Source organism: Flavobacterium frigidum (assembly GCF_048286735.1).
Classification (GTDB): Bacteria; Bacteroidota; Bacteroidia; order Flavobacteriales; family Flavobacteriaceae; genus Flavobacterium.
Map to the genome: position 1 here is coordinate 79,909 of NZ_JBLVPU010000010.1, position 14,482 is coordinate 94,390.

The window sequence follows — 14,482 nt, forward strand, 5'->3', positions numbered from 1 at the left end:
AAATTAAACTATAGTTAAATTATTCTATTCGTTGTAAATTGATAATGTATTCTTAAGCGCATCTGTCAATTGCTAGCTTTACTTCAGGATAGTTGATTACTAAAAAAAAAACACTTCCATCAGCCAAAGTTGCATGTATTGCAGCACTAATACTAATGGATTGGTTGGAATTTAAATTTCCATAAAAATCACTAAATGGCTATTCTCTAATTAGAATTTTATTTCCAATACTATTGCGATTTGTATTGTAAATTATAACTTTAAAGGGATAAATATAATCCAAACAAACAATATTTGCCGAAGGACTATCTCCGTATTTAGTTGCTTTTGAAATAAGTTAAAATAATTTTGAGTCTGTGTTTATCAAATCTTTAGAAATAGTGTCGAGCTATATATTATCAATATCGACAAAACTATTAAGCCCAAAAATGATTAGAAATAACTCAAATACGATTATTGTATTAAAATTTTTCATTCGGTTTATTTTGTTAAAATTTTGAAATTTCTAAAATGCTCTCGCATAGTTCAGTTGTATCTGAATTTACTGCTCTTGAGCTAATACGTCCACTTGTAAAATTTGAATCAAATTTGAAAACAGCAGATGATCCATTTGAAGAGATTAGAGTAATCAAACCGCTTTTAACTTCCCATGTGATGATAGGATTTTTAACTGTTGTAGATACTGAATAAGTATAATTTTCGTTTGGAATAACTTTAAATCTTCCACTAGTTCCGCAGCAAGTCCCTACATTTTTTGGACTCGGACATTGATTGTCAACATAGCTTTTTAAAAAAGTATTTTCATCAGTAGAATTATCTGTAGAACAAGAATAAATACTTATTAGAGCAAAACTAAACATACATATTTTTCTAAAATTTTCCATAATTATATTTTTTGAGGTTTATATCTAATAGTAAAATATATTTAAAAAGGTTGCGTCAAAATTTTAAATAAATCCAAAAATCCTAATTTACTTAATTGAACTGCGGTTTTAGTATTGTGTGAAAGTGAATTGCTTTCACGGCGTTTATCAAGACTACATTGTTAATCCCATTTTGGCGCAATTTTATTTTCTTCACGTGCTTGTCTGTTTTGCATGATAGATTATTCTATGAGCTTTTCTAAATCCAAATATGGTACTAATTAAGATTGGCTACTTGAATAGAAAATGAATTAAACGAATTTTTTACCAATGCATAAATTTTGCCATTCATGATTTCGATTTCACAAAAATATGGAAACGAATAGCTGTTATCGCTCACCGTAACTGGAATTTCGGTCATGGTATTGGTAGTTGTATTATAATAGCCAAAAAAACTTCCATTGATTAGTGTGGAGGCAGCCCCAGCTGTTTTATTTCCTGCCACAAAAATATAATTTTCATACTTTGCTGTAAATGATATTCTTACATTTTTTGTCAGTTCGATAGTTTGAAAACTATTGGTGCTTATGTCATAGATAATCAAATCGTTATGCATTTGGATCGTTCCATTTGTATTTCCATCTTGAATTTGTTCATACCCAAAAAAGGAATAAATTTTATTATTCACTATTTCTGAACTTCCTCCGTATCTGTTTTTTGGCATATTAGCCACCAGAACAAAAGTGTTTAAATTTAAGTTATGTTTCCAAATTTTTTTATCATAGTTGATGTCGCTTGTAGTCTCGCCTCCAAGGAAACCTCCAACAATGTATGCGTTTTCATTTAAAATACAACTTCCAAAACGTGAAAAGGATTTATTAGTCACAAATGACCCATAATGAGTGCCTACTATCTCTTCGTTTAAATTCAAATCATATTTATTAAATTTTTCACCACCAAAAACGAACAATTTATCATTATAAATATGAATTCTCTTTGTTGCAAAATCACTGACAATGAAGTTTCCAGTTGTTAAGTTTAAATCGATTACATTCAGTTTATAGACAGTTTCAGTTATTGGCTTAAATTTATCTCGACAGCTTAAATACAAGCTATTATTTGAGGTGTTCGTTTTAAAGCCTGGCATTTGATCTTCAAATTGATTTTCTGGAATATCTTTAATTTTTTCGAAAGCTAATTTACCAGCAAATACTGATTTTGTCTCAACTAGTTCAATTACTTCTTCATTCTTATTGCAAGACAAAAATAATAATCCAACGAACACCAGTACTATAATGTTTTTGATTGTTTTCATAACAACTATTTTGAGGTTTATATTTAATAGTAAAATATATTTAAAAAGGTTGCGTTAAAATTTTAAATTAAACCAAAAATCCCGTTCGCCTTGGCGAACGGGATTTTCTATAAATAAACCTTTAGTAAACTAAGATCTGATTACTCTTTTCTTTCCTCACGTGGAGGTCTTGGCAAAAGTGCTTTTCTAGATACTTTCTCTTTACGAGTTTTAGGATCCATTCCTAGGTATTTAATTTGGAAAGTATCTCCCATATTAACTACATCAGCAACATTTTCTGTACGTTCCCATGCTAGTTCCGATACGTGAAGTAAAACTTCATTTCCTGGCGCATCTAGGTATTCAACTACTGCACCAAAATCTAGCATTTTGATAACTTTCACATCATATGACTCATTCATTTGAGGCTTGAAAGTGATCGATTTAATTTTAGCCAATACTGCTTCGATTCCAGCAGGATCAGTTCCTAAAATTTCGATTACTCCTTCTTCTGTAGTTGGATCTTCATTGATAACAATCGTTGTTCCAGTAGCTTTTTGTAATTCTTGAATTACTTTTCCACCAGGTCCGATTAAGGCACCAATGAATGCATTAGGAATTCTTCTTGTTATGATTTTTGGAGCGTATGCTTTAACATCTTCTTTTGGAGCAGCAAGAGTTTCGATTAATTTTCCAAGGATATGCAAACGTCCATCACGAGCTTGCGCTAATGCTGCCTCCATAATCTCGTATTTCAATCCATCAATTTTGATATCCATTTGACAAGCTGTAATACCTACAGAAGTTCCAGTTACTTTAAAGTCCATGTCTCCTAAATGATCTTCATCACCAAGAATATCAGACAATACAGCAAAACGGTCACCATCAGTAATTAATCCCATTGCAATTCCAGAAACGGGACGAATCATTTGAATACCAGCATCCATTAATGATAATGTTCCAGCACAAACGGTTGCCATAGAAGACGAGCCATTCGATTCTAATACTTCAGATACCACACGAATTGTATAAGGACAATCAGCAGGAATCATGTTCTTTAATGCTCTTTGCGCTAAGTTTCCGTGACCTACTTCTCTTCTTGAAGTACCTCTTAAAGGACGAGCTTCACCAGTTGAGAAAGGAGGGAAGTTATAATGTAAGTAGAATTTTTCTTCACCTTGTTCTGATGGAGAGTCAATTTGGTTTGCTTCTCTAGATGTTCCTAAAGTTGCCGTTGCCAATGCTTGAGTTTCTCCACGTGTAAACAATGCTGATCCGTGTACAGATGGTAAATAATCTACTTCACACCAGATTGGTCTGATTTCTGTAGTTTTTCTTCCGTCTAAACGAGTTCCTAAATCTAGGGTTACGTTACGAACTGCTTCTTTGTTTGTTTTCTTGAAGTATTTAGAAACTAAATCTCCGTTTTCTGCTAATTCTTCTTCAGTAAATAAAGCTTTTACCTCTTCTTTTACCTCTTCAAATGCTGCTGTACGTTCTTGTTTTGCTGAACCTTTGCTTGCAATGGCATAAATTTTATCGTAAGCTGCCGCTTTTACTTTTGCATAAATAGCTTCGTCTTCTCTTTCACCTTCGTAAGTACGAACCTCTTTTTTACCAAAAGCAGCTTGCAAACGCAATTGAGCTGAGATTTGGTTTTTGATGTGTTCGTGTGCAAATTTAATGGCTTCAAGCATTTCTGCTTCTGAGATCTCTTTCATCTCTCCTTCTACCATCGCAATTGAATCCATAGAAGCTCCAATCATCATATCTATATCAGATAATGCTAATTGTGCACGACTTGGATTGATAATGAATTTACCATCAATTCTTCCAACTCTAGCTTCAGAAATTAAAGTTTCAAAAGGAATGTCAGATAAAGCTAATGCTGCTGATGCTGCTAAACCTGCTAATGCGTCTGGCATTACATCTTCATCATAAGACATTAATTGAATCATCACTTGAACTTCAGCATGGTAATCTGATGGAAAAAGTGGACGCAATACACGGTCTACTAAACGCATGGTTAGTACTTCGTTGTCACTTGGTCGCGCTTCTCTTTTGAAAAAACCACCAGGAAAACGTCCTGCCGCTGCAAATTTTTCACGATAATCTACCGTAAGCGGCAAAAAGTCGATACCTGGACTTGCTTTTCTTGAGGATACTACTGTTCCTAAAATAACAGTTTTCCCTATTCTTACTACTACAGATCCATCTGCTTGTTTGGCTAGACGACCTGTCTCGATTGTGATGTTTCTGCCATCACCTAAATCGATACTTTCTACAAATAATTGTGGAATCATAAATTTAATTTATTAGTTAAACATGGGTTCTAGTTGTGTTGTAGTTGTTGTTTTGCGTAGTTAATGCCTAAAACCCAATGAAAAACCAAACTTTTTTTATTCATCATCACAAAATTATGATGACTTTTCGGTGTAGCCTCGATTCTAATCCCTTTTGTGTCAGGACTGCAATAAAATCATTTGACTGTAAATTATAAAATAAAAAAAGAGGCACTTTCGCACCTCTTTTCTATTGATTATTTTCTGATATTCAATACTTTGATAATTTCACGGTATCTGTTGATTTCTGTTTTCTTCAAATAATCCAACAAAGATCTTCTTTTACCTACTAGCAATACTAATGAGCGCTCTGTGTTATAATCATGACGATTTTTTTTCAAGTGCTCAGTCAAATGGCTAATTCTGTAAGTGAACAAAGCAATTTGAGCTTCGGATTTTCCAGTGTTTGTTTTTTCTCCGTGTTTAGCGAAGATTTCTTCTTTAATCTCTTTAGTTAAATACATTCCAATATTTGTTTAATGATTTTTATGTATGTCTTATATCTATTATAAGACGAGTGCAAAAGTACTATTTATTTTTTAAAACTAAAATTAAACTTTCAAAAGTTTTTAAAAACTTTATATTCAGGTGTTTAATACTAAGGCACCTTAACCGTTATGGGCAATGCATAAAAAAATCGAATAGGAATTCCTCTTATTTTACCGGGAATCCAATTTTTGGCCTCCTTTATAATTCGTAGCGCTTCTGCACCGGTTCCAAATCCTATATCACGAATTATCTTAGTTTCTATTAATTTTCCTTCTAGATCTACAATAAACGTTAAATATATTTTGCCACTTAGACCTTGTATATGCGGTGTTTTAAAGTTTCTACCTACGTATTTATAAAAATCATTAATACCCGTTTTAGGAGTTGGTTTTTGTCTAACTTCAGTGTATGTATATTGAATATTATTGTCATCAGTACTAGTGCCTGTTATCAATTTACTATTTTCGTACTCCTCTTGAAATGTAATTTTTGGATGGGATGAATTTCCGGTCCAAACGCCATGTTTATATCCATTCTTGATTTCACCTTTTTCATAAACGGAATTCTTGTGTTCAATGCCTTCACTGTCATTTTCAATTAATGCATCGTACATTCCATTGCCATCTATAATTTGATGGGAATTGTTGGAATCCCAATACTGGAGCAGTTTTTCAACACTTTCGTTTTTGATTTTATCAAAAGTAATGTCCTTCTCAAATTGTAAAACTCCATTGTCGTACCATTGAAATTGTTTTCCTTCTAAATGGGAATCATTATAATTCGAAATCTGTTTTTTGGTACCATTCTCGTAAAATGTCACTGCAGTACCATCCAATCGTATTCTGTCTCTATCTTTTGTGGTCCCTGTTAATGCTACTTGACCAGATTTGTAATACTCTGAAAATTGGTACTCTTTTTTTTCTACATAGTATTCCTTTACGGTTCTTATGAATTTGTAATTAACTTCTTCGCTAATAGTGCCTAAGGAATCAATATAGAATGCTGCGTCTTTATTTTCTTGGCCAAATGAAGGTGTTAAAATAAATAAAAGGAGCAAATTAATAAAGTGATATTTCATAGTAGGATGCTTGTACTAATTTTGTCAGTCAGTTTAATACAATTTTGATATTTCTGCACAAACAAACTCTAAAAATCGTTCGTCTTCAGCAGTAAAAGGATCTAAGACGTGGCTGTCAATGTCTATTTGACCAATATTTTTACCGTCTACAAATAATGGGACAACAATTTCTGATTTCACGGTAAAACTACACGCGATATAGTTGTCTTGAGCTGCAACGTCGGGAACTACAAAGTTTTCATTAGAAACTGCTACTTGTCCGCAAATTCCTTTTCCAAAAGGGATAACGGTATGATCGGTTTCAGCACCTACATAAGGCCCTAAGTGCAATGTTTTGGTATCGTGATTTGCAAAATAAAATCCAACCCAATTGTAATAGTCAATAGAGTTGCTTAATAGCTGACAAATAGAGAGTAGTTTTTCGTCTCTTGAAAGTGTTGTATTTAATGTGATTTCGGTTACTTTTGGTTGTAATTCTTGAAATGTCATATTTTTAAATTTTTATTTATGCAAAAGTATTTAAAGCCAGTTTCAAAAATTGCATAAATTTGTTAAAAAATAGATCTTGAAAAAATATTTTATTCTCTACAAACCCTTTTTGCTTTTTTTGGCATCCTTTTTTTTAACGTATATTATCCTGACTGTTTGCTATCAGCAGTATCTTAATAGTCTTGAAGAGAATAAAGTTGATGGTATTACCAGATTAGTTAGTGAAAATACAGTACAACTATTGCTACTCTTCGATGAAGGTTCCTCAATAGTGGAAAGTGATTCGCACCCTTACATTAAACTATTTTTCAATCAAAAATATGTTGCGAGAATCGTAGAAGGTTGTAATGCAACTAGCGTAATTATATTATTCATCTCATTTGTAATTGCTTTTTCTGGAAAATTAAAAACGACACTGTTTTTTATCTTTGGCGGAAGCCTTCTTATTTATGTTTTGAATGTAATGAGAATAGCAGCTCTGAGTGCGCTTATTTTTTATTTCCCAAAACAAGAGCCATTTCTGCACGGAGTTCTGTTCCCTTTGTATATTTATGGTGTAGTTTTTATTTTGTGGTTAATTTGGGTTCGTAAATTTTCAAGATATGCTTCAAAAGGTACTAAATAACAAACTGAGGTTCGTGCAATTTCTTTTTTTGGTTGTATTATTAGTGCTTGTTCGCGCTTTTGAAAATCAGTTGTTCTATGATCCTTTTCTTGATTTTTTCAAAAAAGATTTTACGATGTTAAGGTTACCATATTTTGATTCAACCCAATTATTTTCAAGTCTATTTTTCCGTTATACATTGAATACAACTATTTCACTGGGAATTATTTATGTCCTTTTCAAAGATGTAACGATGGTCAAATTTGCCTTCATACTTTATTATTTTTTCTTCTTGATTTTAATAGTTGCTTTTTTTTGTATTATCAATCTAGATAAAGGACACAATAATTTGCTTTTATTCTATGTTCGTAGATTCATGATTCAGCCTATTTTTGTTTTATTATTTATTCCCGGATTTTATTATCAAAAACAAAAAAATTGACTCCTTTTTTCTTTAGAATAAGCCAAATTAAATTGTTTTGGACGGTACTTTTTTCTAAATTTTAAATAGTAAAGCATTCATTCCATGCAATTTTAAGATTGTGAATTTTTATAAAAATTATTTTTTTTAAGGTATTAATTGCTAATTTTACAACGTGAAACAAACCAAACAGATCTGCATTTTTCTCGCATTTTTCATATTGTTTTCTAATATGGGATTCGCATTTAATATTCGTTATTGCGGTAACGATATTACTTCGGTTACGCTGAAAACTCCTGCTCAGGATCAGAGTTTAGAAAAAGATTGTTGTGGAGTTGTTGAAAAAAAATCACATTGTTGCAAAGATAAAGAGGTTAAATTTCAAAAGAAAACAGATGATTTAATTCAAAAAATAGTCTCTTTTCATTTGGGTTTTATATTTCTAACGAATGAATGGAATCCTTCCGTGTTTTCATTTGTTTCAAATTTTAAAAAAGACTCATCTACTTCGTATTACTGCGATGCAAATGCGCCTCCTTTTTTTAATTTATACCACCAATATATTTTCTACGCGTAGTTTCAATGTTTCTGCAAAAGTTAAATCACATTTTTTGTGGTTTTATATTTTTTAAAACATTAAAAATCAATAATGAAAAAACAAATTTCAATACTTTTATTGTTTATGTTTTGTAGTTTAATTTCGTTTTCGCAAGATACTTTGCAAGAGATTAAAGTGCAGAATGACCGTAAAAGTTTAAAAAAATCATATAGCCTTACGGCAAATACGACTACTCTCACAAGTAAAGAATTGCTCAAAGCTGCTTGTTGTAATCTGGCAGAAAGTTTCGAAACCAATCCTTCAATTGATGTCAATTTTTCGGACGCATTGACGGGAACGAAACAAATAAAAATGCTAGGATTAACGAGCCCTTATCTAATGATTACCGAGGAGAATATTCCTTCGGTACGTGGTGCTTCTCAAGCCTACGGATTGTCCTTTACCCCGGGAACTTGGGTAGAAAGCATCCAAATTACCAAAGGTGCTGGAAGTGTTGTCAATGGGTACGAAAGTATTTCGGGACAAATTAATACTGAATTAATAAAGCCAATCAGTGATATTCCATTTTTTTTGAATTTCTACGGTGCGACAGATTCTCGTTTTGAATTAAATACTCATTTCAACAAAAAGATTTCTGAGAAGTGGAGTAGTAGTTTGTTCCTGCATGGAAACACAAGAGTTTCAAAAAATGATATGAACGACGATGGTTTTCTCGATAATCCGTTGGCCAAACAAATTAATGTTCTAAACCGTTGGCAATATACCAATGCCGAAAAAGGATGGGTAAGTTTTATCAATTTCCGGTATATGAATGATCAAAAACAAACGGGAGAATTAAATTTTGACCCAGATAAAGATAAGGGAACAACTAATTATTGGGGTTCCGAAATCAATACTGAACGTGTGGATGTTTCCACTAAAGTAGGATATGTTTTTCCGGATATGCCCTATCAGAGTATTGGTTTTCAGAATGCTTTCAATAGTCATGATCAAAAGTCGTATTTTGGTTTAAACCAATATAATATTAAACAAAAAAGTTACTACTCAAACCTAATTTTTAATTCGATTATCAATAATACGAAGAATAAGTTCTCAACGGGTTTGAACTTTACCTATGATAAATACGGGGAATTTGTCAATGTGAATGATTACATCAGAATTGATAACTCGGTGGGTGCTTTTTTTGAATATACCTATGATAACACGGATGATTTTAGCATAGTTCTTGGCGGTAGAATAGACAATCATAATCGTTTGGGGATTTTTGCTACGCCAAGATTACATGTGCGATACAATCCCTGGGAGAAAGGAGTTTTGCGATTTTCGGCAGGAAGAGGGAAACGAAGCGCTAATGTTTTTGCCGAAAATCAACAGCTTTTAGCAAGTTCAAGAACCTTTGATTTTTTAGATACCAAAGGTAAAATATACGGTTTAAATCCTGAAATTGCATGGAATTACGGGTTGAGTTTTATGCAGGGTTTTTTACTTTTTGACAAAAGTGCTGATGTTGGTTTTGATTTCTACAGAACCGATTTTCAAAATCAAGCTGTTGTTGATGTGCTACAAAGTCCGCAACAGGTTTTGTTTTATAATTTAAAAGGGAATTCGTATGCGAATAGTTTGCAAGTAGAATTTAATTATGAGTTGAAAAAGCGTTTTAATTTGCGAACAGCCTATAAATTCTATGATATTCAAACTGATTATTTGTCAGGAACCTATCAAAGGCCGTTGCAGGCAAAACATCGTTTCTTTGGGAATTTAGGATATGAAACTCCTGTTTTAGATAAGGGAAAACAATGGAAGTTTGATTACACGTTGAATTGGCTAGGAAAACAGCAATTGCCTACTACTACAACCAATCCAGAAGTAGACAGGTTACCTGAATTTTCTCCGTCATTTTCTGTGATGAACGCTCAAGTTACAAGAATTTTTTCTGACACTTTTGAAATATACATTGGCGGAGAAAATATTGGAAATTACAAACAAGAAAATGTTATACTGGGCAATGAAAACCCATTTGGACCTACTTTTGATGCGTCAATAGTTTATGGTCCAGTTTTTGGACAAATGTATTACACGGGTTTGCGATTTAAAATTAAATAATCTTAAAAAAATAAAGGATGAAAAATATTATAGTTGGAGTTTTATTGTTATTTGCTGTATTTACAAGCAGTGCACAAGAAGTAAAAAATAAAAATGCAAAGATTGAATTTCATGTAAGTGGAAACTGTGAAATGTGTAAAAAAAGGATCGAAAAAGCGGCATTGAGTGTTTCAGGAGTAAAGTCTTCAGATTGGCACATGGACTGTGGTACGCTTTATTTAATTGTAAATGAGCAGAAAACAGATGTAACAACAATTCAAAAAGCAATTGCTGCTGTAGGTCACGACACTGGCGAATTTAAAGCATCTAAGGAGGTTTATGATGGTTTGCATTCCTGCTGTCAATATGATCGGAAATAATGTGGTAAACCAAAGTGAAAGCTTTGGTTTTTTATGGGTGTTTTGTAGCGATTTTTTAGCGTCTCTACCCTTAGAGGAAAGTGAAAGGTACTTAATAGTATATAGTGCTATTAATTTTTTGTGAGTAGTAATTTTAGACTTTAAAAAATGTAGCGTTATTATAGTTCATTTAAATAGTTAATAAAACTTTAAAATAGTTTCATAAATTGTGGTTAAGATATATTATCCGTACTTTCACGAACGAATAATTGTAGCATAAAACCCCCTAGAATGAGCGATTTTGATTGGAAGAATTTGATTGACCCACTTTTTTATATTCATTTTGATATTAATGGAATTAAATTGGGAATTTATATAGTTTTATTTATTGTCTTTGCCGAAACTGGTCTTTTTGCAGGTTTCTTTTTGCCAGGTGATAGTTTGTTGTTTTTGGCAGGAATCTACAATAGAGATTTAATTGAAAATATTTTATTCATCGAAAATGATTTTATTAATGTCGCTCTTTTAGCAACATTTGTAGCATTATCAGGTATTTTAGGTAATGTTGTTGGTTATTGGTTTGGTTCAAAAAGTGGCTATTATTTGTACAACAAGCAAGATAGTTTTTGGTTCAAAAGAAAATATTTGGTTCAGTCCAAAGATTTCTTCGAAAAATATGGTGGTAAAGCCATTATTTTCGCTCGTTTTCTTCCAATATTTCGAACATTTGCCCCTATAGTTGCTGGAATCGTTTCTATGGATAAACAGAAGTTTATGTTTTACAATATCTTGAGTTCCTTTATTTGGTCATTCACACTGATTTTCGCAGGGCATTATTTGTATGGCTTTTTACTAGAAAATTATCAAATCGATTTAAAAGAACATATCGAACTTATTGTTATTGCACTTGTCGCCATAACAGTTTTACCAGTAATTTACAAGTTTAGTAAAAGATCTAAGGTTCAAGAATAGAATAAATTCAAAGCGTAAAAAAACCGTCTCAATAATTGAGACGGTTTTTTTAGGACTAAAAGAAAATGGAATTACATCATTCCTGGCATACCACCACCCATTGGGTTTCCGCCGCCATTATCTTCTTTAATATCAATCAAAGCACATTCAGTTGTCAATATCATTCCAGCAACCGAAGCTGCGTTTTCTAATGCTACACGAGTAACTTTTTTAGGATCAATGATACCCGCTGCTAGCATGTCAACATACTCGTCTGTTTTGGCATTGTATCCAAAATCGCCTGAACCTTCAGTAACTTTAGCAACAACTACAGAACCTTCAAGGCCTGCATTTTCAACAATAGTTCTCAATGGAGACTCTACCGCACGAGATACAATTTGAATTCCTGTTGCTTCATCAGCATTGTCAGCTTTAATAGCACTAAGTGCATTTTTAGCTCTTAAAAGTGCAACACCACCACCAGCAACAATTCCTTCTTCGACTGCAGCACGAGTAGCGTGAAGTGCATCATCAACTCTGTCTTTTTTCTCTTTCATTTCTACTTCAGAAGCAGCACCAACGTAAAGTACAGCAACACCACCAGCTAATTTAGCCAAACGCTCTTGCAATTTTTCTTTGTCATAATCAGAAGTAGTCGCTTCCATTTGACCTTTAATTTGGTTCACACGATTTTTAATCATGTCCGCTTCACCAGCACCACTCACAATAGTAGTATTGTCTTTATCAATAGTTACTTTTTTAGAAGTACCTAACATTTCGATCGTGGTATTCTCTAAAGTGTACCCTCTCTCTTCTGAAATTACAGTTCCTCCAGTCAAGATAGCAATATCTTCTAACATAGCTTTTCTTCTGTCTCCAAAACCTGGTGCTTTTACAGCAGCAATTTTCAAGGCTCCACGCAATTTGTTTACCACCAATGTAGATAATGCTTCACCATCAACATCTTCAGCAATAATTAATAATGGTTTTCCAGATTGAGCTATTGGTTCTAGAACTGGTAATAATTCTTTTAAGGAAGAAACTTTTTTGTCATATAAAAGGATGTAAGGATTCTCCAATTCTACCTCCATTTTTTCTGAATTAGTCACAAAATAAGGAGAAAGATATCCTCTATCAAACTGCATTCCTTCTACGACATCAACATAAGTATCTGTTCCTTTTGCTTCTTCAACTGTAATTACACCTTCTTTTCCAACTTTGGCGAAAGCCGTAGCGATTAACTCACCAATTACTTCGTCATTGTTAGCAGAAATTGAAGCAATTTGTTTGATTTTTTCAGAATCACTTCCTACTACTTTTGCTTGTTTTGCTAAGTCAGCTACAATAGCTTCAACCGCTTTGTCAATACCTCGTTTCAAATCCATTGGATTTGCTCCTGCCGCAACGTTTTTCAAACCTTCTTTTACGATAGCTTGCGCCAAAACAGTTGCAGTTGTAGTTCCGTCTCCAGCTAAATCATTAGTTTTAGAAGCTACTTCTTTTACCATTTGAGCACCCATGTTTTCCAATGGATCTTTCAATTCTATTTCTTTTGCAACTGTTACACCATCTTTAGTAACGTTTGGTCCGCCAAAAGCTTTTCCAATAATTACATTACGACCTTTTGGTCCAAGAGTTACTTTTACTGCATTTGCTAATGCATCAACACCACGTTTTAATCCGTCACGTGCTTCAATATCAAATTTTATATCTTTTGCCATTATTTTTAGCTTTAGGCAGAAGGCTTTAGGCAATATGCCTAGCCAACCTGCAGTTATTTTTTTTATTTTTTTGTTTAAAGCTTATCGCTTAATGCCTTTTTTAAATTGTAGATTTTACTTTTTATAATATTAACCTCTTTTTCAAGATGTCCAAATAATTCGATGTCAATATATTTTAGATCTTTTGAAAGAATCAGTAAATATTCTGTTTCACAAGCCGAGCCTAAAGCAATATTAAGAAATTGATTAAACTCTTTGTCACTGTTTCTGCCACATCCTTCACTAATGTTTGTTGGAATTGATGAAGATGCTCTACGAATTTGACTAGTTAAACCATATAATTCTTCTTTAGAAAAAACAGAAGTGATTTTATAGATTTCCAATGTAAAAGCGTGACTTTGTTGCCAAACCTCATATTTTTTGAAGTCTCTCATTTGCTTAAAGCGTATTGCCTATAGCTTAAAGCTATATTATTGCTAAAATATCGTCTTCACGCATGATCAAATAATCTTTTCCTTCCAGTTTTAATTCAGTACCAGCATATTTTCCGTAAAGAACAGAATCGCCAATTTTCACAGTCATTGTGTGTTCTTTTGTTCCGTTTCCAACAGCAACGACAGTTCCTTTTTGTGGTTTTTCTTTTGCTGTATCTGGAATAAAAATCCCTGAAGCAGTTTTTGTCTCTGCAGCAACAGGTTCGATTAGAACTCTGTCTGAAAGTGGTTTAATGTTTAAAGCCATGATTTTATATTTTTTTTTAGTATTTATTTTTATTACAATTATATTTATTTCAGAAATTATGCCATCCTAATCAAACTGACATAATTTCTTATAAAAAATGCCAGCTTTGACAGGCTGGCATTTTAGAATATATTGTAATAATTTATTTTGTTGGATTTGCGGCTGCAGGTGTGTTTGTAGCAGGAGTAGCAGGCGCGTTTGTAGCTGGTGCTGCACTTCCTGTGTTTTCAATGATTTTAGAATCAGTATCACTTAATGTTCCTGTAAAGCTAAAGCTAGAAAGTAAAATAAGTGCTATTAATATAGTAGCTAATGTCCAAGTACTTTTATCTAAAAAGTCTGTTGTTTTTTGTACCCCACCTAACATTTGAGATCCGCCTATAGTAGAGGATAATCCACCACCTTTAGGATTTTGAACCATGATAACCACGATTAATAGAAAACAAACTATAGTTATTAAAACTAAAAAAATTGAAAATGTGCTCATTG

The 14,482-nt window shown here is 32.8% G+C and carries 16 protein-coding genes; 6 read left to right on the forward strand and 10 right to left on the reverse strand.

What is annotated here, in order from left to right; all coding sequences use genetic code 11:
• Window positions 1-488: 488 nt before the first annotated feature.
• The 6 genes from ACNQGO_RS07855 to ACNQGO_RS07880 form a co-directional block, all read right to left on the reverse strand.
• Window positions 489-884, reverse strand: coding sequence for a hypothetical protein (locus tag ACNQGO_RS07855; protein ID WP_417947340.1), 396 nt, complete (start codon window positions 882-884; stop codon window positions 489-491).
• 256 nt (window positions 885-1,140) lie between these two features.
• Window positions 1,141-2,178, reverse strand: a complete 1,038-nt coding sequence (locus ACNQGO_RS07860; protein ID WP_417947339.1) for a Kelch repeat-containing protein — start codon at window positions 2,176-2,178, stop codon at window positions 1,141-1,143.
• Between the two features lie 140 nt (window positions 2,179-2,318).
• On the reverse strand, window positions 2,319-4,460 hold the full coding sequence (locus ACNQGO_RS07865; RefSeq protein ID WP_417984916.1) for a polyribonucleotide nucleotidyltransferase: 2,142 nt from the start codon (window positions 4,458-4,460) through the stop codon (window positions 2,319-2,321).
• Window positions 4,461-4,696: 236 nt separating this feature from the next.
• On the reverse strand, window positions 4,697-4,963 hold the full coding sequence (rpsO, locus tag ACNQGO_RS07870) for a 30S ribosomal protein S15 (RefSeq protein ID WP_121924099.1): 267 nt from the start codon (window positions 4,961-4,963) through the stop codon (window positions 4,697-4,699).
• A gap of 134 nt (window positions 4,964-5,097) precedes the next feature.
• Window positions 5,098-6,066 carry an energy transducer TonB gene (locus tag ACNQGO_RS07875; protein WP_417984917.1) on the reverse strand — a complete coding sequence of 323 codons (969 nt, stop codon included), beginning with the start codon at window positions 6,064-6,066 and terminating at the stop codon, window positions 5,098-5,100.
• Between the two features lie 33 nt (window positions 6,067-6,099).
• On the reverse strand, window positions 6,100-6,555 hold the full coding sequence (locus ACNQGO_RS07880; protein WP_417984918.1) for a GAF domain-containing protein: 456 nt from the start codon (window positions 6,553-6,555) through the stop codon (window positions 6,100-6,102).
• A 76-nt stretch (window positions 6,556-6,631) separates the two neighbouring features.
• Here ACNQGO_RS07880 and xrtF point away from each other — a divergent pair, with 76 nt between their 5' ends.
• From xrtF to ACNQGO_RS07910, 6 genes are all read left to right on the forward strand, one after another.
• A complete protein-coding gene (gene xrtF, locus ACNQGO_RS07885; RefSeq protein ID WP_417984919.1) occupies window positions 6,632-7,180 on the forward strand; it encodes an exosortase family protein XrtF in 549 nt (182 codons plus the stop codon).
• Window positions 7,158-7,601, forward strand: a complete 444-nt coding sequence (locus ACNQGO_RS07890; protein ID WP_417984920.1) for an exosortase F system-associated membrane protein — start codon at window positions 7,158-7,160, stop codon at window positions 7,599-7,601. The genes xrtF and ACNQGO_RS07890 overlap by 23 nt, the downstream gene beginning before the upstream one ends.
• A 154-nt stretch (window positions 7,602-7,755) precedes the next feature.
• A complete protein-coding gene (locus ACNQGO_RS07895) occupies window positions 7,756-8,157 on the forward strand; it encodes an HYC_CC_PP family protein (RefSeq protein ID WP_417984921.1) in 402 nt (133 codons plus the stop codon).
• A gap of 72 nt (window positions 8,158-8,229) precedes the next feature.
• Entirely contained in the window at window positions 8,230-10,242 is a 2,013-nt protein-coding gene (locus ACNQGO_RS07900; RefSeq protein ID WP_417984922.1) for a TonB-dependent receptor plug domain-containing protein, read from the forward strand.
• A 17-nt stretch (window positions 10,243-10,259) separates the two neighbouring features.
• The gene (locus tag ACNQGO_RS07905) at window positions 10,260-10,601 is read left to right on the forward strand and encodes a heavy-metal-associated domain-containing protein (protein ID WP_417984923.1); all 342 of its coding nucleotides are present in this window, start codon (window positions 10,260-10,262) and stop codon (window positions 10,599-10,601) included.
• Between the two features lie 270 nt (window positions 10,602-10,871).
• Complete coding sequence (locus ACNQGO_RS07910; RefSeq protein WP_309759995.1) at window positions 10,872-11,552, forward strand: DedA family protein; 681 nt, start codon at window positions 10,872-10,874, stop codon at window positions 11,550-11,552.
• Between the two features lie 71 nt (window positions 11,553-11,623).
• Here the strand turns inward: ACNQGO_RS07910 and groL are convergent, their stop codons facing one another.
• From groL to secG, 4 genes are all read right to left on the reverse strand, one after another.
• Entirely contained in the window at window positions 11,624-13,252 is a 1,629-nt protein-coding gene (gene groL / locus ACNQGO_RS07915) for a chaperonin GroEL (protein WP_417984924.1), read from the reverse strand.
• A 74-nt stretch (window positions 13,253-13,326) separates the two neighbouring features.
• On the reverse strand, window positions 13,327-13,686 hold the full coding sequence (locus tag ACNQGO_RS07920; RefSeq protein ID WP_417984925.1) for a four helix bundle protein: 360 nt from the start codon (window positions 13,684-13,686) through the stop codon (window positions 13,327-13,329).
• 31 nt (window positions 13,687-13,717) lie between these two features.
• Window positions 13,718-13,993, reverse strand: coding sequence for a co-chaperone GroES (locus ACNQGO_RS07925; protein WP_007137725.1), 276 nt, complete (start codon window positions 13,991-13,993; stop codon window positions 13,718-13,720).
• A 142-nt stretch (window positions 13,994-14,135) separates the two neighbouring features.
• Window positions 14,136-14,480, reverse strand: coding sequence for a preprotein translocase subunit SecG (gene secG, locus ACNQGO_RS07930; protein WP_417984926.1), 345 nt, complete (start codon window positions 14,478-14,480; stop codon window positions 14,136-14,138).
• Window positions 14,481-14,482: the final 2 nt, after the last annotated feature.

What these genes read in the sequence shown, in the direction of transcription:
- ACNQGO_RS07875 (WP_417984917.1), bottom strand. Translation starts at nt 6,066, where the DNA reads ATGAAATATCACTTTATTAATTTGCTCCTTTTATTTATTTTAACACCT.
- ACNQGO_RS07910 (WP_309759995.1), top strand. Translation starts at nt 10,872, where the DNA reads ATGAGCGATTTTGATTGGAAGAATTTGATTGACCCACTTTTTTATATT.
- ACNQGO_RS07855 (WP_417947340.1), bottom strand. Translation starts at nt 884, where the DNA reads ATGGAAAATTTTAGAAAAATATGTATGTTTAGTTTTGCTCTAATAAGT.
- ACNQGO_RS07925 (WP_007137725.1), bottom strand. Translation starts at nt 13,993, where the DNA reads ATGGCTTTAAACATTAAACCACTTTCAGACAGAGTTCTAATCGAACCT.
- rpsO (WP_121924099.1), bottom strand. Translation starts at nt 4,963, where the DNA reads ATGTATTTAACTAAAGAGATTAAAGAAGAAATCTTCGCTAAACACGGA.
- ACNQGO_RS07905 (WP_417984923.1), top strand. Translation starts at nt 10,260, where the DNA reads ATGAAAAATATTATAGTTGGAGTTTTATTGTTATTTGCTGTATTTACA.
- groL (WP_417984924.1), bottom strand. Translation starts at nt 13,252, where the DNA reads ATGGCAAAAGATATAAAATTTGATATTGAAGCACGTGACGGATTAAAA.
- secG (WP_417984926.1), bottom strand. Translation starts at nt 14,480, where the DNA reads ATGAGCACATTTTCAATTTTTTTAGTTTTAATAACTATAGTTTGTTTT.
- ACNQGO_RS07900 (WP_417984922.1), top strand. Translation starts at nt 8,230, where the DNA reads ATGAAAAAACAAATTTCAATACTTTTATTGTTTATGTTTTGTAGTTTA.
- ACNQGO_RS07860 (WP_417947339.1), bottom strand. Translation starts at nt 2,178, where the DNA reads ATGAAAACAATCAAAAACATTATAGTACTGGTGTTCGTTGGATTATTA.
- ACNQGO_RS07880 (WP_417984918.1), bottom strand. Translation starts at nt 6,555, where the DNA reads ATGACATTTCAAGAATTACAACCAAAAGTAACCGAAATCACATTAAAT.
- ACNQGO_RS07920 (WP_417984925.1), bottom strand. Translation starts at nt 13,686, where the DNA reads ATGAGAGACTTCAAAAAATATGAGGTTTGGCAACAAAGTCACGCTTTT.
- ACNQGO_RS07865 (WP_417984916.1), bottom strand. Translation starts at nt 4,460, where the DNA reads ATGATTCCACAATTATTTGTAGAAAGTATCGATTTAGGTGATGGCAGA.
- ACNQGO_RS07890 (WP_417984920.1), top strand. Translation starts at nt 7,158, where the DNA reads ATGCTTCAAAAGGTACTAAATAACAAACTGAGGTTCGTGCAATTTCTT.